Consider the following 24,769-nt stretch of genomic DNA (forward strand, 5'->3'; position numbering starts at 1 on the left):
CGTCGCGTGGCTCAGTGCCGCTCGGGTCGCGTGGCTCAGTGCCGCTCGGGTCGCGTGGCTCAGTGCCGCTCGGGTCGCGTGGCTCAGTGCCGCTCGGGTCGCGTGGCTCAGTGCCGCTCGGGGCGACGTTTGCGCCGCTCGTTGAAGTCGCGCATCCGCTGCGGGTAGCCCATCAGCCGGACGTCGTACACCGGGATGCCCATCCGGTACGCGAAGCGCCGGGCGCCGTCCGGGCCGTCGATGCGCCGACGGGTCCACTCCCCGTCGTCGGCGATCAGGATGACGGTGGTCTCCGTCACCGTCGTGCGGGGTTCGATGTACGCCTCGACGCCGCGCCGACTCCGGATGAAGTTCTCCAAATGGTCCAGATCGCCGCGACTGGCGGCGCGGTCATGGCTCGGCACAGCCGCCTGTTTGCGGCGCCGGAACAAGCCCACCGGATCTCTCCCCCACCGTGCGTCATCGACAACGGTGCCAAGGGTACGTGTCGATGACGTGTCGTTGGGCACCTCGGTACGCACCCTGTGCCCAGTGGTGACAAGATGACCGAGGTGGGGTGTGTCCCTGTTACACCTCTGTGACCCCCGATGCAGCGACGCGACCTGGGAGTTGGACGTGAGCGAGCCGAACGAAGCGACCTTCGACATTGTCATTCTCGGAGGTGGCAGCGGCGGCTACGCGACCGCGCTGCGCGCCGTCCAGCTGGGCCTGAAGGTCGCGCTGGTCGAGAAGGGCAAACTCGGCGGCACCTGCCTGCACAACGGCTGCATCCCGACGAAGGCCCTGCTGCACGCCGCCGAGATCGCCGACCAGGCCCGCGAGTCGGAGCAGTTCGGCGTGAAGGCCGAGCTGATCGGCATCGACATGGCCGGGGTCAACTCGTACAAGGACGGCGTGATCGCCCGCCTGTACAAGGGCCTGCAGGGCATGTTGAAGGGCAACAAGGGCATCACGATCGTCGAGGGCGCCGGCAAGCTGGTCGGCAAGAACGTGGTCGAGGTGGACGGCAAGCGTTACACCGGCCGCAACATCGTCCTGGCCTCCGGCTCGTACGCGAAGAGCCTGCCCGGCCTGGATGTCGACGGCGAGCGGATCATCACCAGCGACCACGCTCTCACGATGGACCGGGTGCCGTCGTCGGTGATCGTGCTCGGTGGCGGCGTGATCGGCGTCGAGTTCGCCAGCGTGTGGAAGTCCTTCGGCGTGGACGTGACGATCGTCGAGGCGCTGCCCCGGCTGGTCGCCGCCGAGGACGAGGAGTCGTCCAAGGCGCTGGAGCGGGCGTTCCGCAAGCGGAAGATCAACTTCAAGGTCGGCAAGCCGTTCGAGAAGGTCGAGAAGACCGAGAGCGGCGTCAAGCTGACCATCCAGGGCGGCGAGACCGTCGAGGCGGAGCTGCTGCTGGTCGCCGTGGGTCGCGGCCCGAACACCGCCAACCTCGGGTACGAGGAGCAGGGCGTCAAGATGGACCGCGGCTTCGTGCTGACCGACGAGCGGCTGCGCACCAGCGTGCCGAACGTCTACGCGGTCGGCGACATCGTGCCCGGCCTCCAACTCGCGCACCGGGGCTTCCAGCAGGGCATCTTCGTGGCCGAGGAGATCGCCGGGCAGACCCCCGCCGTGATCGACGAGGTCGGCATCCCGCGCGTCACCTACTGCGATCCGGAGCTGGCGTCGGTGGGTCTCACCGAGGCCAAGGCCAAGGAGCAGTACGGCGCTGACAAGGTCAAGACGTACAACTACAACCTGGGTGGCAACGGTAAGAGCCAGATCCTCAAGACCACCGGCTTCGTGAAGCTGGTCCGGGTCGAGGACGGCCCGGTGGTCGGCGTACACATGATCGGCGCCCGGGTGGGTGAGCTGATCGGTGAGGCGCAGCTCATCTACAACTGGGAGGCCTACCCGGCGGAGGTCGCCCAGCTCGTGCACGCCCACCCGACCCAGAACGAGGCCCTGGGCGAGGCGCACCTGGCCCTCGCCGGCAAGCCGCTGCACGCGCACGCCTGATCATCCACAACCGCGGCGTCCGGCGACGGGCGAAGATCCCACCAGGGGAATGAAGGAGTCTCAGAAAATGCCGGTATCGGTCACCATGCCCCGGCTCGGCGAGAGCGTCACCGAGGGCACCGTCACTCGCTGGCTCAAGCAGGAGGGCGACACGGTCGAGGTCGACGAGCCCCTGCTCGAGGTCTCGACCGACAAGGTCGACACCGAGATCCCGTCACCCGCTGCCGGCGTGCTGAGCCGGATCGTGGTCGGCGAGGACGAGACCGCCGAGGTCGGCAGCGAGCTGGCAGTCATCGCCGGTGAGGGCGAGTCGACCGGCGGTGGCGAGGCCGCCCCGCAGGAGCAGGCCCCGGCCGAGTCGGTCGAGCCGGCCGCCGAGCCGACGGCCGCCGCCGAGGGCACCGCCGACGAGGTGGCCCAGGACGAGGCCCCGGCCGAGGCGCCGGCCCCGGCTGCCGCCTCGTCGGGCGAGGGCACCGCGGTGAAGATGCCCGCCTTGGGCGAGAGCGTCACCGAGGGGACTGTCACCCGCTGGCTGAAGCAGGTCGGCGAGACCATCGAGGTCGACGAGCCGCTGCTGGAGGTCTCCACCGACAAGGTGGACACCGAGATCCCGTCGCCGGTCGCCGGCACGGTGCTGGAGATCAAGGTCGCCGAGGACGAGACCGCTGCGGTCGGCGCCGACCTGGCGATCATCGGCGCTGCCGGTGGTGCCCCCGCCCAGGCGCAGCCCGAGCCGAAGCCCGAGCCGAAGGCAGAGGCCAAGCCGGCGCCGAAGGCCGAGCCGAAGCCGGAGCCGAAGGTCGAGGAGCCGACGCAGGGCGCCTCGTACAGCGAGCCCGCCGCGGAGACCGAGAGCTCGGCGCAGCCGGCGAAGACCGAGCAGGCCGCCCAGCCGGCCGCGTCGACCTCGGCGCCGGCACGCCCGTCCGCCCCGGCGCCGGGTGCCGGCGAGGAAGCCGCCGGGTACGTGACCCCGCTGGTGCGCAAGCTGGCCAGTGAGCACGGCGTCGACCTGGCCGCGCTCAACGGCACCGGCGTGGGTGGTCGGATCCGCAAGCAGGACGTGCTGGAGGCCGCCGAGAAGGCGAAGGCCGCCAAGGCCGCTCCGGCTGCCGCTCCCGCCGCCGCCGCGGCCCCGGCCAAGCCGGCCGCGAAGCCGCAGCCGAGCTCCAAGCGGGGCACCACGGAGAAGCTGCCGCGGATCCGGGCGACGATCGCCAAGCGGATGCAGCAGTCGCTGCACGAGACGGCGCAGCTGACCACTGTCGTCGAGGTCGACGTCACCAAGGTCGCCAAGCTGCGGGTCCAGGCGAAGGACTCGTTCCAGGCCAAGCACGGCGTGAAGTTGTCCTTCCTGCCGTTCTTCGCCCTCGCCGCCATCGAGGCGCTGCAGACCCACCCGATCATCCAGGCCAGCATGGACCTGGACGGCGGCACGATCACCTACCCGGCCGCCGAGCACCTCGGCATCGCCGTGGACACCGAGCGCGGGCTGCTCGTGCCGGTCATCCACAACGCCGGCGACCTCAACATGGGCGGCATCGCCAAGCGGATCGCCGACCTGGCGGAGCGCACCCGGGCCAACAAGATCACCCCGGACGAGATGGCCGGGGCGACCTTCACGCTGACCAACACGGGCAGCCGGGGCGCGCTCTTCGACACCCCGATCGTGCCGTCGCCGCAGTCGGCGATGCTCGGCACGGGCGCCGTGGTGAAGCGTCCGGTCGTGGTCAACGACCCGGAGCTGGGCGAGGTCATCGCGGTCCGGTCGATGGTCTACCTGGCCATGTCCTACGACCACCGGCTGATCGACGGCGCCGACGCGGCCCGCTTCCTGACCGCGGTCAAGGAGCGGCTGGAGGCCGGCAACTTCGATTCGGAGCTGGGCCTGGCCTGATCTTCCCGCAACGCCGAAGGGGCGCCCCGGTCGTCGACCGGGGCGCCCCTTCGTCTGCGGTCCTCAGCTCTTGAGCAGCTCGGTCGAGACCTTCCAGAGCCGCTCGGCGGCCTCCGGGTCCAGCGCGTACGCCGCGACTCCCGTCCGCCCACCGGGCTGGTTGGGGGCGGCTTCCTGACAGTCCTCGAAGTAGCGCCCGCCCACCCCGTCGAGCAGCGGCGAGGCAGCGACCAGCACTGAGGTGGCGGCACCCTGCTCGACGGTCTTCCAGGCCGCCGCGTTGCCCGCGCGCAGCCGGTCCAACTCCTCCTCACTCACGTAGCGCTGAAGGTTGGTCCGGATCGCGCCGGGCATCAGCGAGTTGGTGAGGATGCCGTCGTCGGCCCAGCGCCGGGTGGCCTCCACGGCGAACAGCACGTTGGCCGTCTTGGACTGCCCGTACGCCTGCCACGGCTCGTACTCCCGCTTGTCGTACTGGATGTCCTCGAAGACCACCGGTGAGCGCAGGTGGGCGGCGGAGCTGACCGAGACGATCCTGGCCCCGTCGCCCGCGGCGAGTGCCGGACGCAGCCCGGTGGCGAGCGCGAAGTGCCCCAGGTGGTTGGTGGCGAACTGCATCTCCCAGCCCTGCGGGGTGCGGGACAGGGGTGCGGCCATGATGCCGGCGTTGTTGACCAGGATGTGCAGCGGGCCGTCCCAGTTGGCCACGAAGTCGGCGACCGAACCCTGGTCGGCGAGGTCGAGCGGGGCGACCAGGACGCTGTCGTTGCCGGTGGTGGCGGTGATGTCGTCGGCGGCCTGCTGACCCGCGTCGGGGTTGCGGACGGCCAGGGTTACCTCCGCGCCGGCGCTGGCCAGCGCGCGGGCGGTTTCCACGCCGATCCCGGAGGACCCGCCGGTGACGATCGCCCGCCGCCCGACGAGGTCCACGCCCCGGATCACGTCCATGGCAGTGGAGTGATGGGCGAACGAGGTTGTGATCGGGTTGTTGGTCGTCATTGTCCATCCTTGTCCGGGGTGGGCGGACCGACCGGCCCGCTGCGGAGGCCGTGGCCCCGCTGTTTCCCCGACCCGGGCCGGAGGTAACGCCGGACCCCGTCGCCATCGCCGTTCGGGCCTCCGACCAGCCCGGACGCTGCCAGAGTGGAATCGTGGGCGGCTACCGGCGGGGTGGACAGCTGGGACCGGCCGTCCCGATCGCCCCCGGCGCCCGGGTGGACAAGTTCGAGGTCTTCTTCGACCTGGTCTTCGTCTTCTCGTTCTTCATCATCACCCGGGCCACCGCAGCGAACATCTCCGGCCGGCAACTGCTGCACGCCGGCCTGGTCCTCGCCGTGCTCTGGTGGATCTGGGTGGTGCACAGCCTGGTCGCCACCCGGGTCCGGCTCGGCGAGGGCTACGTCCCGGTGCTCATGGTGATCGCGATGGTCGCCCTGTTCGCGTTCGCGCTGGCGCTTCCGCAGGCGTTCAACGACCCGAAGGGGAGCGCCGCCGGCCCGATGCTGGTGGCCATCAGCTACGTCGTGGTCCGGGCCGTACACATGATCCTCTATCAGCACGTGGTGCGGGACAGCCCGCAGGAGCGGCGGCAACTGCGGCGGTTCGCCCCGGAGCTGGCGGTGAGCATCGTGCTGCTGCTGGCCGCCGCGCTCATCCCGCCGCAGATCAGCGACCCCGATCGGGCCGCCCTGGTCCGCGACGGGCTGTGGATCACCGTGGTGGTGGTGCAGTACGCCACCGGCTTCATCGTCGGGACCTGGGGCTGGGGGGTGACCAGCGCCGAGCACTGGACCGAGCGCTACGACCTCATCCTGATCATCGCGCTGGGCGAGTCGATCATCTCGACGGGCGTGGGCGGCAACCTGCTCGGCAAGCCGGTCACCTGGCCGGCGGTGGCCGCCGCCGCGCTCGGCATCGTGGTCACCGCGGCCCTCTGGTGGGCGCACTTCGACTTCATCGGGCCGGCCGCCCGGATCGCCCTGCACGCGGCGGAGGGCGCTCCCCGGGTGGCGATGGCCCGCGACGCGTACGCGTATCTCTACCTGCCGATGATCGCCGGGGTGATCCTCTTCTCGATCGGCAACGAGGAGGTTCTGCACAAGATCACCGACCCGGTCGGCGGGATCGCCGAGAAGGTCGAGGGGCCGGCGGTGCCGATGCTCTTCGGTGGGTTGATCTGCTATTTCGCCGTCAACCTGCTCTTTCAACTACGCACCCTGCACACCGTCAGCTGGACTCGCGTCGGCGTCATAGTGGTGCTCACGGCGGCCCTCCCGGTCGGCCAGCACCTGCCGGCGCTGGGCGCGCTCACCCTCGCGACAGTGATCTGCGTGGCGCTGGTGGCCGTGGAGGTGATGGTGATGGCGCAGTCCCGGCACGCCCTGCGGGCCGCAGTCTTCCAGGAGCGGACCAGCCACGAGGCCCACGAGGCCGCCTGGCGGGCGCGCTGGCACGACGTCCGGGAGACCGACGAACCGACCACTCCGTGATTCCCGGGTTTGGGGGCCTGACCCGCCGGCCCTAGACTGCGGTGCAGCGTCGCAGTGCACCCGGCCCGAAGGCCGCCGAGGGCATGGAGGCGCGGGGACAGCATGGGACGAAACGTGCACCCAACCGGTTCACCGGCCGGCCGGCTCGCCGCCGTCGGCAATCAGATGATCGAGATCCACCTCTGGCTCAGTGCGGAACTGGCCCGGTTACAGGCAAGCCTCGACACCCCGTCCCGGGATCTTCGGGCGCACTGCCTGACCTTCTGTGCCGCGCTCGGCCGACACCACACCGGTGAGGACGCGGGCGCGTTCCGGCTGCTGGCCGAGGAAGCCCCCGAGCTGCGCCCGGTCATCGACAACCTGATCACCGATCACGAGGTGGTGGCGGGGATCCTGGAACGGGTCGAGGCACTGCTGGGCGGCGACGCGGCGGTGCCTGTCGACCAGGTGCGCGCCGAGCTGGGCGGGCTGGCCGCCCTGCTGGAGTCGCACTTCCGTTACGAGGAGAAGCGACTGGTCACCGCCCTGAACGCGCTCACCGGTCGACAGGGGACGACAGAGGACCTGCTCGGCCTGACCGCGCCCGGTCCCCTTTAGCCAGCCTCCGACCCCGGCGCGGTGTCGGGCAGTCGCTCGTAGAAGCGGATCTTCTCCCGGAGGTGGTCGTACTGGCGCTGGAGCAGGCGCATCTGTTCCTCGACCCGCGCCGCGTGGTGGCACAGCAACTCGTGCCGCTCGTCGGTGGTGTGCTCGCCGTCGCGGGCCAGTTGCGCGTAGCGGCGCATCTGCGCGATTGGCATCCCGGTGTCGCGGAGGCAGCGGAACAGCACCAGCCAGCCGAGGTCGTCGTCGGTGAAGACCCGCTGCCCGCCCGCCGTACGCTCCACGTCCGCGAGCAGGCCGATCTTCTCGTAGTACCGCAGAGTGTCCAGGCTGAAGCCGCTGCGGCGGGCGGCCTCCGAAGGGGCGTAACCGCTCATGTCGCGAGATGCTAGTGCTTGACCTGGAGCGCGCTCCAGATTGCAGGCTGGTGACCATGACGACGACACGGACGCTGGGACGCAGCGGCATCACGGTGAGCGCTATCGGAATGGGGTGCTGGGCCATCGGCGGCCCGCTCTGGGGTGACGACGGGCAGCCGTTCGGCTGGGGCGAGGTGGACGACGACGAGTCGATCCGCACCGTCCACCGGGCGCTCGATCTCGGGGTCACCCTGTTCGACACCGCCAGCAACTACGGCGCCGGGCACAGCGAGCGGATCCTCGGCAAAGCCCTGGCCGGGCGGCGGGACAGCGTGGTCATCGCCACCAAGTTCGGCAACGTCAGCGAGGAGGGCGCCCGGCGGGCGCTCGGCACCGACGCCAGCCCGGCCTTCGCGGTGCGCAGCCTGGAAGACTCGCTCCGCCGCCTCGGCACCGACCACGTCGACCTCTACCAACTGCACATCAACGCACTGCCGGTGCCCGCCGCGCTCGATCTGGTCGACACCCTGGAGGCCCTGGTCGACCAGGGCAAGATCCGGGCGTACGGCTGGAGCACCGACGACCCGGCCTCGGCGGAGGCGTTCGCGGCTGCCGGCCCGCACTGCGCCGCGATCCAGCACGACGAGTCGGTGCTGCGCGACAACGCGGCGGTGCTGGCGGTCTGCGACAAGCACGACCTGGCCAGCCTCAACCGTGGGCCGCTGGCGATGGGGCTGCTCACCGGGTCGACCCGGGCGGTCGGGGCGGACGACGTGCGTGGACGGGCACCGGAGTGGCTGGAATGGTTCACCGACGGCCGGCCGACACCGCGCTGGGCGGCCCGGGTCGACCAGGTCCGCGCGGCGCTCACCGCCGACGGGCGCACCCTCGCACAGGGCGCACTCGGCTGGCTGCTGGCGCGTAGCCCCCGTACCGTGCCGATTCCCGGCCTACGCACTGTGGCCCAGGCCGACGAGAACCTGGCCACCCTGACGCTCGGCCCGCTGGGTGCCGAGTCGTACGCCGAGGTGGAGCGTCTCCTCGCCGACCTTCGTCCGGCCCCCGCGGCCTGATCACCGGGCCGGTCCACGCCCCGGGCGTCGTCAGCGGAAGTCGTCAGCGTGCTCGCCGGCCCACTGCCGGAACGTGCGCCCCGGGCGGCCGGTCACCTGCTCGACGTCCGGGGCGACCCAGGCGTTGCCGTCGAGATGCCGGCCCATCTCCAGGAACCACTCGATCACCTCGGCGGGATAGTCGTCCTTCCAGTACTCCCGGGCCTGCTCCGGGGTCAATTCGTCGAACCGGACCGGGCGGCCGATCGCCGCACCGATCATCTCGACCGCGTCCCGGCGCCGGACCGGCTCCGGACCGGTCGGCTGGTAGACCTGGCCGGCATGGCCGTCATCGGTGAGCGCCGCCAGGATGACCGCGGCGATGTCCGCCTCGTGGACCAGGGCGCTGCTCCAGTCACCGAACGGCGCCCGGACCACCCCCTCGGCCCGGATGGCGGGCGCCCAGTCTCGGGTGTTCGCCATGAACTCGCCGGGAAAAATGTGCGTCCACTCCAGACCCGAGTTCTCGATCGCCCGGTGCAGCGGCCGATGCGGGGCCTCGAGCGGGTCGTCGTCGGCCCGGCTCGGATCGTTGTGACCGAGGTGGGTGACCCGACGAACGCCGGCCTTCCGGGCCAGCTCCAAGATCTCCGCACCGGTGCTCAGCGGTCCGTACCCATCCATCGCGACCAGGTGCATGCGCGTCACGCCGCGCAGCGCCGGCGCCAGCGTGTCGGGCCTGGCGAAGTCGCCCGCCAGCACCTCCACCCCGCTGGGCAGCGCGGCGGCCGCCGGCGACGCGGGATCGCGGGTCAGCGCGCGTACGTCGTGGCCGGCGGCCACCAGTTGCCGGACCAGGCTGCCTCCGACGGTCCCGGTCGCTCCGGTCACCAGGATCGGCATGGTTCCTCCTCAGCTGTCGCCCGACGGTGGGCACGGTGAGCCGATCCCGCCATTCCGGGGGCGCTCTCGGATGGCTCATGGTCAGCCAGATCGATGCCGGAAGCAATCGCGAACATTGCATTCACGTTCCCTCTGACCTGCGGAAACGCGACCGGCGCCGAATGCGCGCGACAGCCTTTTTCGGTACCCGGAACAGCCGCTGACCTGCGTCTTCCATGCTGCTCGCCGAGCCGCGCAATTTTTTCGCCGGTACGTCCCGCAGCCGGTGACGTCGGCCGCGCCGCGCATCCGTCCGCGCCGTTCTGGACGAAGATGGGGGTATGCGGATCCTTCTGGCCGGCGCGTCCGGCTTCCTCGGCACCCGGCTGGCCGACCGGCTCACGGCGGACGGGCACCAGATCACCCGGCTGGTCCGTCGATCGCCGCGCGACTCGCAGGAGCGTCGGTGGGACCCGGCCGCCGGGCACCTCGACCCCGCAGTGGTCGCCGAGGCCGACGCCGTGGTCAACCTGGCTGGCGCGGGCGTCGGCGACAAACGCTGGAACGACGACTACCGCCGGTTGATCCGCACCAGCCGGGTGGACAGCACCACCACGCTGGCGACCAGCATCGCCGGGGTGCCCGCTGCGGACCGACCCCGGGTGCTGCTCAACTCGTCGGCCGTCGGCTGGTACGGCAACACGGGCGACCGGGCGGTCGAGGAGGACGCGCCGGCCGGCGAGGGCTTCCTGGCCGACGTCTGTCGGGTGTGGGAGGCCGCGACCCGGCCCGCCGAGGACGCCGGGGTACGCGTGGTCCGGCTGCGTACCGGTCTGCCGCTGGACCGCGACGGCGGGCTACTCAAGCCGCAGCTGCTGCCGTTCAAGCTGGGCATCGCCGGCCGGCTGGGCAGCGGCCGGCAGTGGCTGCCGTGGATCTCGATGGCCGACTGGCTGAACGCGACCCGCTTCCTGCTCGACCACGACGACATCGCCGGCCCGGTCAACGTGGTGGGGCCGAACCCGGTCACCAACGCCGAGTTCACCCGCGAGCTGGCCCGGCAACTGCACCGTCCGGCGATCATCCCGATCCCCGCGCTGGCGCTCAAGGTGGTCCTCGGCGGCTTCTCCCACGAGGCCCTCACCAGCACCAGAGTCCTCCCCGGAGTCCTGGCCCGAGCCGCCTACCCCTACCAGCACCCCACCCTCCCCCAAGCCCTCCAAGCAGCCCTAACCCCCTGACCCTTAACCCGCCCCCGGTCCCGCCCCCGTTCGCGTTGATCATGAAGTTATTGCCGTTCGCCTCGGCGTGTCGTGGCAACAACTTCATGATCGACAGGGTTCGTCCCCGGGGTGGTTCGGCCGTTGGCAGAATTGGCGGTCGGCGGGTCGTTGGTGGGCCAGCGTGGGCCGATGCTTGACCAATGGCGACCTTCTCCCTCCAGGCCACCCCGACCGACGCGACGAGCTGGGCCGAGCTGGCCCGTCGGGCCGAGACCGCCGGCTTCGACGCTCTCCTCGCCGCGGACCACCCCGGCGACGTGACGTCACCGTTCGTCGCGTTGGCCGCCGCCGCCCCGGTCACCTCGACGATCGGGCTCGGCTCGTACGTGTCGAACCTCGGCGTACGGGAGCCGATGCTGCTCGCGGCCGACGTGGCCACCCTCGATCTGATCTCCGGCGGACGGGCCCGGCTCGGTGTCGGCGCCGGTCACACTCCGGCGGAGTGGCGCGCGGTGGGCCGGGAACGCCCCGACGTGGCCGGGCGGGTCCGCCGTTGCGTGGCCGTCGCCGAGGCGGTCCGCGCCCTGCTCGACGGCGCCTCGGTCACCGTCGACTCGGCCGAGCTGACGATGCGCGAGGCGGTGCTGCGCGAACCCCGGCCCGTGCAGGACCGGATTCCGCTGACGATGGGTACGGCGAACTCGACGCTGCTGCGGTGGGCCGGCGCGCACGCCGACGTTGTCGGGCTGACCGGGTTCGGACGTACCCTCGCCGACGGCCACCAGCATGAGGCGCGCTGGCGGGCCGACCAAATCGAGGCGCAGTTGGCCTGCGTGGCCGCCGGCGCGGCCGGCCGAGCTGACCCGCCGGCGCTGGAGGCACTGGTGCAGACGGTGGTGGTCACCGACGACGCGGAGGCTGTCGCCGCGGAACAGGCCCGGCGTAACGGCATGACGCCCGCCGAACTGCTGGCCACCCCGTTCGTGCTGATCGGCACGGTGGACGAGATCGTCACGGCGGTCGCCGAGCACGAACGGCGGTGGGGGGTGACCCGGTTCGTGGTCCGCACCAATGCGCTGGAAACGCTAGAGCCGGTCCTAACCCGCCTGACCTGAGCCCCCCACCCCCCGCCGACAGCCCCGTTGATCAAGAGGTTTGCGTCAGATTCCGGCTACCGGATGACGCAAACCTCTTGATCAACAGGGGCAAGGGGGGAAGGAGGGAAGGGGGGGTGGGGGGTTAGCAGCCGACTACCCAGTGGTTGGGGGCGGTCTGCTTGAGGGCGCTGGTGTAGAAGGTGTTGTAGAGGCCCATCCGCTGGTTGGAGCCGTTGGCGTAGGCGTAGCCGCCGGACTGGTACGCCCGACCGGCCGCCACGTGCGCGTAGTTGCTGGCCGTCACGCAGGTCGGCGGCGCGGTCGGGGTGGCCGTCGGGGTCGGCGTGGGGGTGGCCGTCGGGGTCGGGGTCGGGTTGGTCCCGCCGCCGTTCAGACCGAAGAAGAGCGCGTCACGGTACGTCGAGCAGATGGTGTCCAGGAAGTACGCGCCAGCGGTGCCGCACTGCTCGGCCGCCGAGCCCGGATCGACCGGGGTGCCGTGGCCCATCCCGGAGATCCGGTAGAGGCGTACGTCGTCGTTGCCGTACACCTCGAGGCTGGTGTTGCCGGGCAGCGACGAGGTGCTGATCGGGGTCTGCGACACGCCCCGCACGTTTGTCCACTGGTCGCGGGACTCGGTGGCGTTGAGCGGTGCGACGGTGTAGTCCGAGGTGCCGTGCCAGATGGCCACCCGGGGTCGCGGGCCGGTGTAACCGGAGTACGCGCCACGGACCAGGTCGCCCCAGGCGGCCGGGGTCTTGTCCGCGCCCGGGCTCATACAGCTGAACGCGTTGACCATGCTGGTGGCGCAGCGGTACGGGATTCCCGCGATGATCGATCCGGCGGCGAAGACGTCCGGGTAGGTGGCCAGCATGACCGCGCTCATCGCCCCGCCGGCGGAGAGCCCGCTGACGTAGACCCGGGAGCCGTTCACCCCGTAGTTCGTCTTGGCGTGGTCGACCATCTGCTTGATCGACAGCGCCTCGCCCTGGCCTCGGGTGGTGTCCCCCGCCTCGAAGAAGTTGAAGCACGAGTTGGCGTTGTTGCCGGAGGGCTGCTGGGCGACGATCAGGGCGAACTTCCACTGGTCGGCGTACTTCTGCCAGCCGGAGTTGGCGAAGTAGCCGGAGGCGTTCTGGGTGCAGCCGTGCAGCAGGACGACGGCCGGGGCGTTGGCCGGCAGACCGTCCGGGCGGTAGGCGTACATGGCGAGGTTGCCGGGGTTGGAGCCGAACCCGGTGACCTGGGTGAGGGTGGCGGCCTGGGCGGGTGCGGCGACGGCGACCGCGCCCGCGACGGCGAGGGCGAGGCCGGCGACCGCACCGAGCAGCCGGGTGAGGGTGGACGAGGAGCGGCGCACGGCGGCCTCCTGAGGGGCAGACTGTGAACTGGGTCACTGTCGAGTTGCCGTGACGTTACGACGATGTGTCGCACCTATGACATGGGGCACACTCACACATTCACGACGGACGCTGTGTACGTCAGACCGTCGACGTGGCGGGTCGAATCCGTCCCCAACGGTCCCGTCCTTGCAGGTCTGACCGGCCCGTCCAGGTCCGGTTGGTAACGTCCGCTGCGTGCCGTCCTCCCCGTCGCTGGCCACAGGGCCCGCACCCGTGTCGCCGCCGCGCACCGTCCGGGACCGCCGGGCCGACCTGATCGTCGTGCTGGTGGCGCTCGCGCTCGCCGTCTGGGTGACCAGTGGGCTGTGGCGGGATCCGAACGTCCGCACCATCACCGTCAACTCCAGCGACCAGGCGCTGTTCGAATGGCTGTTGGCCTTCGGTGGGCACGCGGTCACCCACTGGGACAACCCGCTCTTCACCTACCTGATCAACGTCCCGGACGGCGTGAACCTCGCGGTCAACACGACGATCACCGTGTACGCGGTGGTCTTCGCCCCGCTCACGTACCTGATCGGGCCGCCGGCGACGTTCCTGGTGATCCTCACCCTGAACCTGCTCGCCACCGCGCTGGTCTGGTACTGGCTGCTCTCCCGGCACCTGGTCCGCAGCCAGTTGGCCGCCGGGGTCGGCGCCCTGTTCATCGCCTACTCCCCCGGCATGGTGTCGCACGCCAACGCGCACCTGAACTGGACCGCCGGTTGGCTGGTGCCGCTGCTGATCTGGCGGCTGTTCGCGCTACGCCGCGCCGGGCACTGGCTTCGGGACGGGGTGATCCTCGGCGTGCTGGTCGCTGTGGCCTTCTCGATCGCCGCCGAAGGGCTCTTCTTCACCGCGCTGGCGCTGGGGGTGTTCGTCGCCATCTGGGCGCTGCACCCGGCCAACCGGGTGGAGGCCCGCGCCGCGCTGCCCACCTTCCTGCGCGGGCTCGGGGTGACAGCAGTGGTCGCCGGTGTGCTGCTGTCGTACCCCTTGTGGTTGCACTTCGCCGGGCCACAACGGTTCCACGGCACCGGCTTCGACCCGGTGATCCACTCCGAGGACATCGCGGCGTTCGCCGCCTTCCCACGCCGCTCGCTGGCCGGCGAGGCCGGGCTGGGCACCTCGCTCGCGCCGAACCCGACCGAGGAGAACTCGTTCTTCGGCATCCCGCTGCTGGTGCTCACAGTGATCTGTTTCGTCGTGCTCTGGCGGCGGGCCGACCCGCACCGCCGGGCCACCCTCTGGGCGCTGGGCGCCCTCGCTCTGATCTTCACGGTGCTCTCGTTCGGACCGGTCGCCAAGGTCGATGGCCGACGCACCGATCTGCCCATGCCGTTCGACCTGGTCGGCCAACTGCCGGTGGTCAACGCCGCGCTGCCGGCCCGGCTGGCGCTGGTGGTCGCGCCGGTGGTCGGGCTGCTGCTGGCGTACGCCGTCGACCAGTTGCGCGCCGCTCCGCCCCGGCACCGCTCCACGGAACTGGCCTGGCTGCTGGGTTTCGCGGTGGCCCTGGTGCCGCTGCTGCCCACCCCACTGCTCACCGACGAGCGGGAGCCGATCCCCCGCTTCATCACCTCCGGCACGTGGCGGGACTACGTGTCACCCGACGGGGTGCTGACCCCGGTGCCGCTGACCGTGGACATCTACCCGGACGGCCAGCGCTGGCAGGCGTACGCGTTGTCGCACCGGCAGGGCGAGTTCGCCATCCCGGGCGGCTTCTTCCTCGGCCCCGGCGGGCCGGACGGGCGGGGCCGGATCGGTCCGGTGCCGCGCACGTTGAGCGCGTTGATGGACCAGGCCGGCCGCACCGGGCTGGTCCCCATCGTCACCGACGGGACGATCCGGGAGGTCCAGTCGGACCTGCGGCACTGGCGCATCGAGACGGTGGTGCTCGCCGACGAGGTGCACGGCGCGAAGTTCGAGGTCGACGAGAAGGCGCTGCTGCGTACCGGCACCGCCCTGTTCGGCGAGCCGCAACGGGTCGACGACGTCTGGCTCTGGCGCATCCCGCCTGCCGACCGGTAGACCGCGACGCGGCTCGCCGGGGCAACACGACCGGCCGCCGTCGCGTCTAATGGGCCGATGAGATTGACCGGTGGGCGATTGCGGCGTAGCGCAGTGGTCGGGCTCGCACTGGGGCTCGTCGCGCTCAGCACGCCAGCCGCCACGGCCGCGAGCAGCACTGTCACCGGCAGCACGGCCGGCGGGGGCACTGTCACAGGCAGCACGGCCGCCGACAGCACGGCCGGGGTGGTGCCGAGCCGGGTGCGCGATCCGTGGCTGTGGCAGGCGACGGTGGGGCAACGCCCGGCCGGTCCGGCCGCCTTGGTGTTCTTCACCGACCGCACCCGCTATTTCGAGTCGACAGGCGTGCTGGTCGCCCGAGACGGCGCCTACCGGATCATCCCGATCGGCATCGCCGAGGGGCACGGGCTGCTCTCCCCCGACGGGCGCCACTACCTGCGGCCGCAGTCCGGCGAGTTGCTGGACCTCACCACCGGCCGGCAGCGCCGCACCATGAAACCCGGGCTGGACCCTTTCGCGTGGTCACCTGATGGGCGGAGCGTGCTCGGCACCCGCAACAACGACGATCAAGTGATCAGCTACGGGCCGGACAACCAGCAGCTCAACGACCCTGAGAAGCCCGACGACCTGCTCGTCGTCGACCCGTACCAGGGCACCGAGCGGGTGGTCGCGGCCGGCATCTTCGCCGCCCACAACGGGGCGGCCTGGTCACCCGAAGGTGACCTGGTGGCGGTCACCGGCTCGCCGGACGTGCCTGCCCGGCTCGCCGACCGCCAGCGACTGGTGGTCCTCGACCCGGCCGGCGGCGGTCCTCGCTGGCAGGTCGACCTGGGCGACCGGCGGATGCTGGCCGGCCCGGCCGCCTGGCATCCCGACGGCCGGCGGCTCGCGCTGCTCGCCTTCGACGGCTGCGCCGGGCCCACGTGCACGGCCGAGCAGGCGGCAGCGCGCACCTGGCGGATCGAGTTCCTGGACACTGCCACCGGTCGCGCGGTCGGCCAGGCCCTGCCGGCTGGCACCTCGGTCAGCGGGATCATCGGCTGGCGCGGCGACGACCCGCTCCTGCGGTATGCCAGCAAAACCGAGGCGGACACGGACCGGCAAGCCTTTCTCGCCGCGCTGTCGCCCGACGGCGGTCGCGAGGTGCTGGTGACCACCCCAGTCGGGTCGACCAACCTGATGGTGCCGGGTGACCTGCTGAGCCGGGCCGCGTTCGGCGGGCCGGAGCCCCGGCCGTCACCGTTCGCCGCGCCGCTCTGGGTCTACCTGACGCTGGCAGTGCCGACGCTGCTCGCGATCGCTCTCGTCGTCCGCCGGATCCGCCGCCACCGCGCTGCGACGGTCCCTGCCGCGGCGTGACAACGAGCCGCCCAGCGGTGCCGCGACCGGCACGACGAGGTCCTCGTGAGGCGGCTCACCAGGGATGATCGCCGTTGGCGGGACTAGGCTGGTTGCCGTGACAACGACGACCCCCGGCCTGACGGCCGTCCGTGCCGGCCTGCTCGACTACCAGGCCGCCTGGGACGAGCAGCGGCGCCTGCACGAGTCGGTGGTGGCTGGCGAGCGTGGCGACACTGTGCTCCTGCTGGAGCACCCGAGCGTCTACACCGCGGGCAAGCGCACCGAACCGTGGGACCGGCCCATGGACGGCACTCCGGTCGTCGACGTGGACCGTGGCGGCAAGATCACCTGGCATGGCCCGGGGCAGCTCGTCGGTTACCCGATCCTGCGCCTGCCCGACCCGGTGGACGTGGTCGCCTACGTGCGCCGAACCGAAGAGCTGCTCATCGACGTGTGCGCCGAGTTCGGGCTGACCGCCGGCCGGATCGAAGGACGCAGCGGCGTCTGGGTGCCCGAGGACGACCGGGGGCCGGCCCGCAAGGTGGCGGCCATCGGCATCCGCGTGGCCCGGGGCGTCACCCTGCACGGCTTCTCGATCAACTGCGACTGCGACCTGACGTACTTCGACCGGATCGTGCCGTGCGGCATCCGGGACGCGGGCGTCACCTCGCTCTCCGCCGAGCTGGGTCGCCCGATCAGCGTCGCCGACGTGCTGCCGGTGGTCGAGCGCCGACTCTCCACCCTCATCAAGGTCTGAGCGGCAGCCCCCGGCGGCGTCGCCGGGGGCCGCCTCGCTCATGGCGTCAGTCGGTGCAGGTCACGCGGGAACGCGGTGACCTCCCGGATGTTGGCCGCGCCGACCAGCCGGGCCACGAACCGTTCCAGGCCGATGGCGAAACCGCCGTGCGGTGGCATGCCGTGGCGGAACGCGTCCAGGTAGCCGACGTACGGCTCGACCGGCTCACCCCGGGCCGTCAACGCCGCCAGGTAGTCGGCGTGCCGGTGCAGCCGCTGCCCGCCGGTGACCAACTCCAGGCCACGAAAGAGCAGGTCAAACCCGTTCGAGTACGCGGGCCGCGCCGGGTCCGGGTGGGTGTAGAAGGGCCGCTTCGCCATCGGGTAGCCGGTGACGAAGAGGAAGTCCGACCCGTGTTCGCGCAGTGCCCACTCCCCCAGCGCCCGTTCGTGGGCGGGCGCGAGGTCCGGCTCGTCGGCGGGCGCGCCGGCGATCGTCAGCGCCTCGGTGAAGTGCACCGCCGGGATCTCCGCCGGCACCTGCGGCGGCGTGACGCCGAGGGTCGCGAGAGCGGTGCCGGCTCGCCCGCTCACCGCGTCCAGCATCCCGGCCACTGTGTCGCGCAGCACGCGCATCACGTCCCGGTGGTCGGTGACGAAGCCCAACTCCGCGTCGAGCGACGTGTACTGGGCGAGGTGCCGGACGGTGTCGTGCGGTTCGGCCCGGAAGACCGGCCCCACCTCGTAGACACGTTCGAAGACGCCGACCATCAGCTGCTTGTAGAACTGCGGTGACTGGGCCAGGTAGGCGGGTCGGCCGAACCAGTCCAGCGCGAACACGTTCGCCCCGCTCTCGGTGCTGGAGCTGACCACCTTCGGCGTGTGGACCTCCACGAAGTCCTGGGCGTCGAGTGCGGCCCGGAACCCCGCCACCGCTGCCGCCGAGATCCGCAGCGCGGCCGAGCGGGTGGGGTGCCGCAGCGCGGTGGGCGCGTTGTCGAGCTGGGTGGGCAGGCTCGCGGTGAGCGCCGGCCGGTACAGGTCGAACGGTGGCGGCACGGCGGGCGGCCCGAGGAGACGTACCGTCGGGTCGGTCAGCTCGACCCCGGCGGGTGCCGTGCCGTTCGCGGTGGCCGTCGCGGTGACCTCGACGACCGTCTCCTCGGTGAGTTTCTCCAGCTCGGCGCGGACGCCCGGGTCGGTGACGACCACCTGGGCCAGGCCGGTGGCGTCCCGCACGATCAGGAAGGCCACCGACTTGAGCAGTCGGCGGCGGTGCACCCAGCCGGCGATCCGCACTGTCGTGCCGATCCTGGCGGGCAGTTGCTGGGACAGGGTTCGTTGCATGGCGTACTGCTCCTCGGTCGATCGCGACGCCGTCGCCGCCCCGGGGTGGCGAAAGCGTCGCATCAGCCCCAGGGAGGTGTGGGCGAGCGGGAACCTCGCGGTGCCACCACACCTTCGCCCCCGCCGGAGCGGGGGCCTCGTTCGTCGCCTGATGACCGGGGCCAGCCGGGCGGGCTCTACTGGGCGCGGGTGACCCGCGGCCGTTCTTCCCGCAGCTCGGGAGGGTCTTCGCGCCCCGGTGCCAGACCGCCTCTCAGCACCGGCGGCTCTCTGCACTGGCGGGTCGGGGGCTACTCGGCTCCGTCGTCGCTGTTGCCGGCGACCGTAGCACCCGATTCCCCGGTCTGTGACGCCCTTTTCCGACCGGCCGGTGTCCGGCGTCACAACGTTTGGGGCGTGACGCCGGTCGCCTGACGCACATAGACACCTGCCGTCCGGCGTAGGCTCATTTTCGTGACGATCGAGCACTCCGCGCCGACGACCGGCCAGGCAGCGCGCACCGCAACGGCGGCCCCCGAGGGGCGGCGCCTGCTGCGGATCGAGGCGCGCAACGCCGAGACGCCGATCGAGCGCAAACCGCCATGGATCAAGGTCAAGGCCAAGATGGGCCCGGAGTACACCCAACTGCGCGGGCTCGTCTCGCGCGAAGGGCTGCACACCGTCTGCCAGGAGGCCGGCTGCCCCAACATCTACGAGTGTTGGGAAGACCGGGAGGCCACCTTCCTCATCGGCGGTGACCAGTGCACCCGGCGCTGCGACTTCTGCCAGATCGACACCGGCAAGCCGGCCGAGTTCGACGCCGACGAGCCGCGTCGCGTCGCGGAGTCGGTGGTCTCGATGGGGCTGCGGTACGCCACCATCACCGGTGTCGCCCGTGACGACCTGCCCGACGGCGGCGCCTGGCTGTACGCCGAGACCGTCCGACAGATCCACGCCCTGCAGCCCGGCTGCGGCGTCGAGCTGCTGATCCCGGACTTCAACGCCGTCCCCGAGCAGTTGGCCGAGGTCTTCAGCTCCCGTCCCGAGGTGCTGGCCCACAACGTGGAGACAGTGCCGCGCATCTTCAAGCGCATCCGGCCGGCGTTCCGCTACGACCGGTCGCTGGACGTGATCCGGCAGGCCCGCGCCGACGGCCTTGTCACCAAGAGCAACCTGATCCTGGGCATGGGCGAGGAGCGGGCCGAGGTCTCGCAGGCGCTGCGCGACCTGCACGAGGCCGGCTGCGAGCTGATCACCATCACCCAGTACCTGCGCCCCTCGCCCCGGCACCACCCGGTGACCCGCTGGGTCAAGCCGGAGGAGTTCGTGGAGCTGCGCGATGAGGCCGAGGAGATCGGCTTCGCCGGGGTGATGAGCGGGCCTCTGGTGCGTTCGTCGTACCGGGCCGGCCGGCTCTACAAGCAGGCCATCGACGCCCGCGCCGCCGCCTCGGTCGCCACCGCCGGCTGACTCCGCCGGCAGCGCCGCACGGTCGTTCGGCGTCCGGGTGTCATGATCCTGTGATGACCGTCGGCGTACGCGAGCAGCCGCGCGGCGCCGACTCGCCGCACCCCCGACCCGGCGCACGTCCCGGCCTGGTCGGTTGGCTCACCGGCTTGGCAGTGCTCGCCGGGGTGGGTTACCGGCTCTGGCTGCTGCTGCACGCCGCCCCGCCGACCAACAGCGACGAGGCCACAATGGGGCTGGCCGCGCTGCACATCGCCCGGGGTGAGGGCTTCCCGGTCTGGTTCTACGGCCAGCAGTACATGGGCACGCTGGAGGCGTACCTGGCCGCGCCGGTGTTCGCCCTCGCCGGTGGGCCGTCGCTGCTCGGACTGCGGTTGCCCACGCTGGCCCTGTACGCGCTGTTCCTGCTGCTGGCCTGGCGGTTGACGCTGCGGCTGACCGGGGACCGGTGGTTCGGGCTGCTGATGGTGGCGCTGCTGGCCCTCGGTTCCGACCGGATCGTCAAGAACCAGCTGATCGCCGGCGGCGGCTACCCCGAGATGAACGCGGCCGGGGCGGCGCTGGCCCTGCTCGCAGTGGATCTGGCCGCCGGTCGACCGGGGCGGCGATCGGCCGACGCTGGGCGACCCGACGGGCCGACGGCCGGCGCCGGGCGACCCGGCTGGCGGCTGGCGCGCTGGGCCGCGTGGGGGTTCCTGGCCGGACTGATGCTCTGGGTCGACCCGCTCGTGCTGCCGTACGTCGCGGCGACCGGCGCGGTCCTCGTCGGGTTCTGCCGCCGGGAGCTGTGGGGTGCCGCCGGGGCGCTACTCGGGGCGGCGGCCGTGCTGGGGGCGGCCCCGTTGCTGCTGCACAGCCTGCTGACCGCGCGCAACCCGCTGCACGCAGTGCTCGCCGCCAGCGGTGCGAACGCCACAGCGGGCTGGTCGGACCGACTGCACGGCGGCCTGGTGCTCGGCCCGCCGCTGGGCATGGGCTTCTGCGCTCCCGGCCAGTGCGCCACCTGGCAACTGTGGTGGGCGCTCGCCCTGCCACTCCTGCTGGCCATCGCCGCCGCCACCGCCTGGCGCGCCCTGCGCTCTCCCGACCCCGACCCTGCTGACCCCGCCGCTGTCGGCCCCGCCGCGGTGTCGCCTCGGGTGGCGGCGGCAGCACGGCTGGCGCTCGTGCTGGCCGCGGTTGCCACCCTCGGCGCGTACACGGTGAGCAGTTCCGCCGGGCTCACCCCGGTGGAGAGTTCCCGCTACCTGTCCTGCCTGCTCATCTCCCTGCCGGCGCTGCTCTGGCCGGTGTGGACGGTGGCCCGGCACGGGCTGCGAACGGCGGCGACCGGCCGACGCGGCGTCGGGTCGACACTGGCCCGGTCGGTAGCTGTGGTGTTGCTCGCCGCCACGCTTGGTACCGCGGCCCACGCCACCTGGCGGGCGGCGCAGACCGTCCCGGCGACCCGGGCAGCCGAGGCCCGGCACACCGAGTTGGTGAGCACCTTGCGTCAGCTCGGCGTACGGCACGTGCGCGCCGGCTACTGGACCTGCAACCGGCTCACCTTCGCCAGCGCGGAACAGGTGGTCTGCGCGGTCGTCGACGACACACTGCGCCCCGGTTTCGACCGCTACCCCGCGTACCGGCGGGAGGTGGACAGCGCGGCGGCACCGGCCTGGGTCGCGCCGGCCGGCTCACCCCTGGCGGAGGTGCTCGACGAGCGGCAGCGAGTCACGCCGGGCAGCCTGGACCTGGTCACCATCGAGGGCTGGCGCATCTACCTGCCGCGCTGACCTCGGCGGCCCACGTCAGCGCGGCGCGGTGGCCTCGGTGCGCGTCAGCGCGGCGCGGCGGTCTCGGTGAGCAGGCCGAGGCGGTGGGCCAGGGCGGCGGCCTCCACCCGGTTGGTCACACCCAGCTTCGCGATGATCCGGGAGACGTGCACGCTTGCCGTCTTCGGCGAGATGAACAGCCGCTCGGCGATCCGGCTGTTGCTGTGCCCCTCGGCAACCAGGCGCAGCACCTCCCGCTCCCGGGCGGTCAGCAGGTCCGCGCCGGCCCCGCCCCCGGCGCGCAGGCCGACCCGCCGCGCCAGGGTGGCGGCCGCCTCGACCAGTGGGGTCGCGCCCAGCCGCCGGCCGATCTCGGTGGCCTCGGTGACCGCTGCCGCCGCCTCGTCACGTTCCCCGGCTGCGGCGGTCGCCTCGGCCAGTGCCAGCAGCGCCCTGCCCAACGGGTAGGGCTGCCCGTCGGCCCGCCACGCGTCGACCGCCGCACGCCACGCCGGCAGCGCCTGGTCCCCGACCGCGAGCAACGCGGTGACCTGGGCGGCGTGCGCACGGGCCGCCGGGTGCCGCGCCGGCAGGGCGGTGGCGAGCGCCGCCACCGCCGCCGCCATCTCCCTGTCACCCACCCGGGCCGCGGTACGCGCGGCGGCGCTGAGCACCGGCCAACCTTCCCGGGCCAGCTGCGGCAGGCTCTCGTCGACCACAGCGACGCGGGCCGCCCGTACCGCCTCGACCTTGTCGTCCGCGGCCAGCGCCGCCTCGATCGCCAACTCGTGCAGGGGCAGGCGGTGGTTCGGCCACAGGTACGGTCGATTGAGGAAGGTGAGCGCCCGGTCGACCAGCTCGTCGGCGCCCGGATGGGCACGGGCCAGCCGCAGCCCGGCACCCAACTGGAGCCAGTGCAGACCTGTGACACCGGACAGGTCGATCCGGGCGGCCTCCGCGCAGACCGCCTCGGCCTCGTCCCACCGACCCAGCGCGATGAGCGCCTCGGCCCGGTTGGAGAGCAGGTACGCCCCTGTGGAGCGGCTGATCCCCACCCGTCGCGCCTCGGCCACACCGGCCTCGGCGGCCTGGGCGGACTCGGCGTAGCGGCCCAACTCGCAGAGCATGTCCGACTCGAACACCATGGCGAGCACCAGGGTCGGCGCGTCCCCCGCCGCACGGGCGGCGGCGGCCGCCCGGCCCAGCTCGGCCAGCCCGCCGGTCAGGTCCCGCTCGCCGTGGCAGAGCAACGCGATCCGCGTCGACAGCAGGGCCACGTGTTCTCCGAGCGCCTCGGCGTCGGTGGCGGCCTCGGCTGCCACCCGGGCCGCCTTCTGCGGGTCGATCTTGACCAGGTGGGTGGCGATGTCGGCGAGCAGCCGGACCCGCTCCCCGCCGGGCGGGCCACCGGCCGCCAGCCGATACGCCTCATCCAGCTCGCGGCTGCCGTCGCTCTTGCCGAGCAGGGCCATCAGTCGACCGCGCTGGTCCAGCAGGCGGGCGGCGCGCAGCGGCGCGGCGTCGGCGTCCACCTCGGCCAGCCCGGCCCGGGTCAGGGTGATGGCCCGACTGAAGTCGCCTGCGGTGACCGCGGCGTCGAGGGTCTGCTCCAGCAACGCGAGGTGGTCCATGCCGAGCAGGTCGGCGGCGTCCGGCACCAGCTCCCACAACTCCAGCGCCCGCTCCAGCAGTCGGCGCTGCTCGGCGTACGCGTACCGGTCGGCGGCGGCGCACGCGGCGGCTCGTGCGGCGACGAGGGCGCGCGGGTGGTCGTGCGCGGCGTGCCAGTGGTGGGCGATCTCGGCCGGGGCCCGGCCGGCGGCGACCAGATGCGGCTGGGCCTCGATGGCGGCGGCGAAGCGGGCGTGCAGCCGGGCGTGCTCACCGGGCAACAACTCGTCGTGTACGGCCTCGCGGACCAGCGCGTGTCGGAACTCGTAGTCACCGTCCCGGTCGGCCACCACCAACTGGGCGGCGACGGCGGCGCGTAACGCGTCCTCCAGCTCGGTTTCGGGCAGCCCGGCGACCTCGGCAAGCAGGTCATGGGCGAATCGGGTGCCGCCGGCGGCCGCGATCCGCAACACCCGCTGCGCCTGCTCGGGGAGCCGGTCCACCCGGGCCAGCAGCAGGTCACGCAGCGTCTCGGGCAGCGCCGCGCAGCCGATCGGGTCACCGGCGACGGCCAACTCCTCGATGAAGAAGGGGTTGCCCTGGGTGCGGTCGTGGACATCGTCGACGGCGCGGGCGAGCGGCTCGGCACCGAGCAGGTCGGCGAGGATCGCGGCGGTGCCGTCGCGGTCCAGGCGAGCCAGCTCGACCCGCTCCACGCCCCGCGCCCGATCCAGCTCGGCGAGGAACGGGCGCAGCGGATGCCCACGCTGCAACTCGTCGGTGCGATAGGTGCAGACCAGCAGCAGCCGGCCCGGCCTCGCCGCCCGGACGAGGAAGCCGATCAGGTCGCGGGTGGAACGGTCGGCCCAGTGCAGGTCCTCGATGATCAGGACCAGTGGGCGAGCGTCGGCCAGCCGCTGGAACAGCTCGGCGACCAGGTCGAACAGGTAGCCGCGCGGGGCGTCGCTGAGCGGGACCGCGCGCGGGGTGGTCAGCGCCGCGGAGGCGCGGCCCAGCTCCGGCAGGAGCGGAGCGAACTCCGCCTCGTAGCCGGCGAAGACCTCGGGGCCGTCGGCGCGGAGCACCGCGCGCAACGCTGCGGCGAACGGCGCGAACGGCAGACCCGCCTCGCCCAGCTCCAGGCACTGGCCGACGAGCACCCGCGACGCGCCGTCGGTGGCCCAGCCCGCGAACTCCTCCAGCAGCCGGGTCTTACCCACACCCGCCTCGCCGCCGACCAGCACTGTGGTCGGCTCGCCGGCCCGCGCCCGGCCCAGCGCGTCCCGCAGCGCCGCGGTCTCGCGGTGGCGCCCGACGAGGACTGAGCTGGCGGCGCGTACGGTCACGTGTTCGAGCATGCCATGGCGGCCCGTCCCGCCGGCCCCGCCGATCGGCCGGTGGTCGGGCGGCGGGGTCGGATCGGATCGAGCGGCCAGCCCGACGGGCGCCGTGGACGTGGCGGGTGCGGTGGGCGCGCCCGGCGCCGTGGGCGTGGCGGCCGCGCTGGGCGTGG

At 72.3% G+C, this 24,769-nt stretch carries 19 protein-coding genes; 12 read left to right on the forward strand and 7 right to left on the reverse strand.

Features of this window, described 5'->3' with window-relative positions; all coding sequences use genetic code 11:
* Nucleotides 1-107: 107 nt before the first annotated feature.
* The gene (locus tag AB0C19_RS07620; protein ID WP_238686655.1) at nucleotides 108-437 is read right to left on the reverse strand and encodes a hypothetical protein; all 330 of its coding nucleotides are present in this window, start codon (nucleotides 435-437) and stop codon (nucleotides 108-110) included.
* 178 nt (nucleotides 438-615) lie between these two features.
* On the opposite strand from AB0C19_RS07620, the gene lpdA reads away from it, so the two are divergent.
* Together lpdA and sucB are read left to right on the forward strand one after the other, a co-directional pair.
* A complete protein-coding gene (gene lpdA, locus AB0C19_RS07625; RefSeq protein WP_357180977.1) occupies nucleotides 616-2,007 on the forward strand; it encodes a dihydrolipoyl dehydrogenase in 1,392 nt (463 codons plus the stop codon).
* Between the two features lie 67 nt (nucleotides 2,008-2,074).
* Complete coding sequence (gene sucB / locus AB0C19_RS07630) at nucleotides 2,075-3,907, forward strand: 2-oxoglutarate dehydrogenase, E2 component, dihydrolipoamide succinyltransferase (protein WP_357180980.1); 1,833 nt, start codon at nucleotides 2,075-2,077, stop codon at nucleotides 3,905-3,907.
* 63 nt (nucleotides 3,908-3,970) lie between these two features.
* On the opposite strand, the gene AB0C19_RS07635 is transcribed toward sucB, so the two are convergent.
* Nucleotides 3,971-4,906 carry an SDR family NAD(P)-dependent oxidoreductase gene (locus tag AB0C19_RS07635; protein ID WP_357180983.1) on the reverse strand — a complete coding sequence of 312 codons (936 nt, stop codon included), beginning with the start codon at nucleotides 4,904-4,906 and terminating at the stop codon, nucleotides 3,971-3,973.
* A gap of 152 nt (nucleotides 4,907-5,058) precedes the next feature.
* Here AB0C19_RS07635 and AB0C19_RS07640 point away from each other — a divergent pair, with 152 nt between their 5' ends.
* Together AB0C19_RS07640 and AB0C19_RS07645 are read left to right on the forward strand one after the other, a co-directional pair.
* Nucleotides 5,059-6,396, forward strand: coding sequence for a low temperature requirement protein A (locus AB0C19_RS07640; RefSeq protein WP_357180986.1), 1,338 nt, complete (start codon nucleotides 5,059-5,061; stop codon nucleotides 6,394-6,396).
* 102 nt (nucleotides 6,397-6,498) lie between these two features.
* A complete protein-coding gene (locus AB0C19_RS07645) occupies nucleotides 6,499-6,993 on the forward strand; it encodes a hemerythrin domain-containing protein (protein WP_357180989.1) in 495 nt (164 codons plus the stop codon).
* On the opposite strand, the gene AB0C19_RS07650 is transcribed toward AB0C19_RS07645, so the two are convergent.
* A complete protein-coding gene (locus AB0C19_RS07650) occupies nucleotides 6,990-7,376 on the reverse strand; it encodes a MerR family transcriptional regulator (RefSeq protein WP_357180992.1) in 387 nt (128 codons plus the stop codon). The two genes, AB0C19_RS07645 and AB0C19_RS07650, sit on opposite strands and share 4 nt — an antisense overlap.
* A 56-nt stretch (nucleotides 7,377-7,432) precedes the next feature.
* Here AB0C19_RS07650 and AB0C19_RS07655 point away from each other — a divergent pair, with 56 nt between their 5' ends.
* Nucleotides 7,433-8,431 (forward strand): aldo/keto reductase, encoded by a 999-nt coding sequence (locus AB0C19_RS07655; RefSeq protein ID WP_357180995.1) that lies wholly within the window; start codon nucleotides 7,433-7,435, stop codon nucleotides 8,429-8,431.
* A 30-nt stretch (nucleotides 8,432-8,461) separates the two neighbouring features.
* Here AB0C19_RS07655 and AB0C19_RS07660 read toward each other — a convergent pair whose 3' ends face one another.
* On the reverse strand, nucleotides 8,462-9,313 hold the full coding sequence (locus AB0C19_RS07660) for an NmrA family NAD(P)-binding protein (RefSeq protein WP_357180998.1): 852 nt from the start codon (nucleotides 9,311-9,313) through the stop codon (nucleotides 8,462-8,464).
* A gap of 320 nt (nucleotides 9,314-9,633) precedes the next feature.
* Between AB0C19_RS07660 and AB0C19_RS07665 the strand changes: the two genes are divergently transcribed.
* Nucleotides 9,634-10,533 carry a TIGR01777 family oxidoreductase gene (locus AB0C19_RS07665; RefSeq protein ID WP_357181001.1) on the forward strand — a complete coding sequence of 300 codons (900 nt, stop codon included), beginning with the start codon at nucleotides 9,634-9,636 and terminating at the stop codon, nucleotides 10,531-10,533.
* Between the two features lie 182 nt (nucleotides 10,534-10,715).
* On the forward strand, nucleotides 10,716-11,630 hold the full coding sequence (locus AB0C19_RS07670) for an LLM class flavin-dependent oxidoreductase (RefSeq protein WP_357181004.1): 915 nt from the start codon (nucleotides 10,716-10,718) through the stop codon (nucleotides 11,628-11,630).
* A gap of 124 nt (nucleotides 11,631-11,754) precedes the next feature.
* On the opposite strand, the gene AB0C19_RS07675 is transcribed toward AB0C19_RS07670, so the two are convergent.
* Entirely contained in the window at nucleotides 11,755-12,972 is a 1,218-nt protein-coding gene (locus AB0C19_RS07675; protein WP_357181007.1) for a PHB depolymerase family esterase, read from the reverse strand.
* A 217-nt stretch (nucleotides 12,973-13,189) separates the two neighbouring features.
* Here AB0C19_RS07675 and AB0C19_RS07680 point away from each other — a divergent pair, with 217 nt between their 5' ends.
* From AB0C19_RS07680 to lipB, 3 genes are all read left to right on the forward strand, one after another.
* Complete coding sequence (locus AB0C19_RS07680) at nucleotides 13,190-15,022, forward strand: DUF2079 domain-containing protein (RefSeq protein ID WP_357181009.1); 1,833 nt, start codon at nucleotides 13,190-13,192, stop codon at nucleotides 15,020-15,022.
* Between the two features lie 57 nt (nucleotides 15,023-15,079).
* Nucleotides 15,080-16,381: a hypothetical protein gene (locus AB0C19_RS07685; protein WP_357181012.1), complete on the forward strand. Its 1,302-nt coding sequence runs from the start codon at nucleotides 15,080-15,082 to the stop codon at nucleotides 16,379-16,381.
* Between the two features lie 97 nt (nucleotides 16,382-16,478).
* On the forward strand, nucleotides 16,479-17,120 hold the full coding sequence (lipB, locus tag AB0C19_RS07690; protein ID WP_357181015.1) for a lipoyl(octanoyl) transferase LipB: 642 nt from the start codon (nucleotides 16,479-16,481) through the stop codon (nucleotides 17,118-17,120).
* Between the two features lie 38 nt (nucleotides 17,121-17,158).
* Here the strand turns inward: lipB and aspS are convergent, their stop codons facing one another.
* Complete coding sequence (gene aspS, locus AB0C19_RS07695) at nucleotides 17,159-18,445, reverse strand: aspartate--tRNA(Asn) ligase (RefSeq protein ID WP_357181018.1); 1,287 nt, start codon at nucleotides 18,443-18,445, stop codon at nucleotides 17,159-17,161.
* Between the two features lie 453 nt (nucleotides 18,446-18,898).
* Between aspS and lipA the strand changes: the two genes are divergently transcribed.
* Both lipA and AB0C19_RS07705 read left to right on the forward strand, forming a co-directional pair.
* Complete coding sequence (gene lipA / locus AB0C19_RS07700) at nucleotides 18,899-19,894, forward strand: lipoyl synthase (RefSeq protein ID WP_357181021.1); 996 nt, start codon at nucleotides 18,899-18,901, stop codon at nucleotides 19,892-19,894.
* A gap of 53 nt (nucleotides 19,895-19,947) precedes the next feature.
* Nucleotides 19,948-21,666 carry a hypothetical protein gene (locus AB0C19_RS07705; protein WP_357181024.1) on the forward strand — a complete coding sequence of 573 codons (1,719 nt, stop codon included), beginning with the start codon at nucleotides 19,948-19,950 and terminating at the stop codon, nucleotides 21,664-21,666.
* Between the two features lie 44 nt (nucleotides 21,667-21,710).
* Here the strand turns inward: AB0C19_RS07705 and AB0C19_RS07710 are convergent, their stop codons facing one another.
* Nucleotides 21,711-24,602: an AAA family ATPase gene (locus AB0C19_RS07710; protein ID WP_357181027.1), complete on the reverse strand. Its 2,892-nt coding sequence runs from the start codon at nucleotides 24,600-24,602 to the stop codon at nucleotides 21,711-21,713.
* Between the last annotated feature and the right edge of the window lie 167 nt (nucleotides 24,603-24,769).

This window comes from Micromonospora sp. NPDC048842 (assembly GCF_040649935.1).
Classification (GTDB): domain Bacteria; phylum Actinomycetota; class Actinomycetes; order Mycobacteriales; family Micromonosporaceae; genus Micromonospora; species Micromonospora hortensis.

Excerpts from the sequence above, each read along its gene's own strand:
- AB0C19_RS07670 (WP_357181004.1), top strand. The coding sequence starts at position 10,716 with ATGGCGACCTTCTCCCTCCAGGCCACCCCGACCGACGCGACGAGCTGG.
- AB0C19_RS07685 (WP_357181012.1), top strand. The coding sequence starts at position 15,080 with ATGAGATTGACCGGTGGGCGATTGCGGCGTAGCGCAGTGGTCGGGCTC.
- AB0C19_RS07650 (WP_357180992.1), bottom strand. The coding sequence starts at position 7,376 with ATGAGCGGTTACGCCCCTTCGGAGGCCGCCCGCCGCAGCGGCTTCAGC.
- AB0C19_RS07665 (WP_357181001.1), top strand. The coding sequence starts at position 9,634 with ATGCGGATCCTTCTGGCCGGCGCGTCCGGCTTCCTCGGCACCCGGCTG.
- AB0C19_RS07635 (WP_357180983.1), bottom strand. The coding sequence starts at position 4,906 with ATGACGACCAACAACCCGATCACAACCTCGTTCGCCCATCACTCCACT.
- AB0C19_RS07705 (WP_357181024.1), top strand. The coding sequence starts at position 19,948 with ATGACCGTCGGCGTACGCGAGCAGCCGCGCGGCGCCGACTCGCCGCAC.
- sucB (WP_357180980.1), top strand. The coding sequence starts at position 2,075 with ATGCCGGTATCGGTCACCATGCCCCGGCTCGGCGAGAGCGTCACCGAG.
- aspS (WP_357181018.1), bottom strand. The coding sequence starts at position 18,445 with ATGCAACGAACCCTGTCCCAGCAACTGCCCGCCAGGATCGGCACGACA.
- AB0C19_RS07655 (WP_357180995.1), top strand. The coding sequence starts at position 7,433 with ATGACGACGACACGGACGCTGGGACGCAGCGGCATCACGGTGAGCGCT.
- AB0C19_RS07660 (WP_357180998.1), bottom strand. The coding sequence starts at position 9,313 with ATGCCGATCCTGGTGACCGGAGCGACCGGGACCGTCGGAGGCAGCCTG.
- AB0C19_RS07645 (WP_357180989.1), top strand. The coding sequence starts at position 6,499 with ATGGGACGAAACGTGCACCCAACCGGTTCACCGGCCGGCCGGCTCGCC.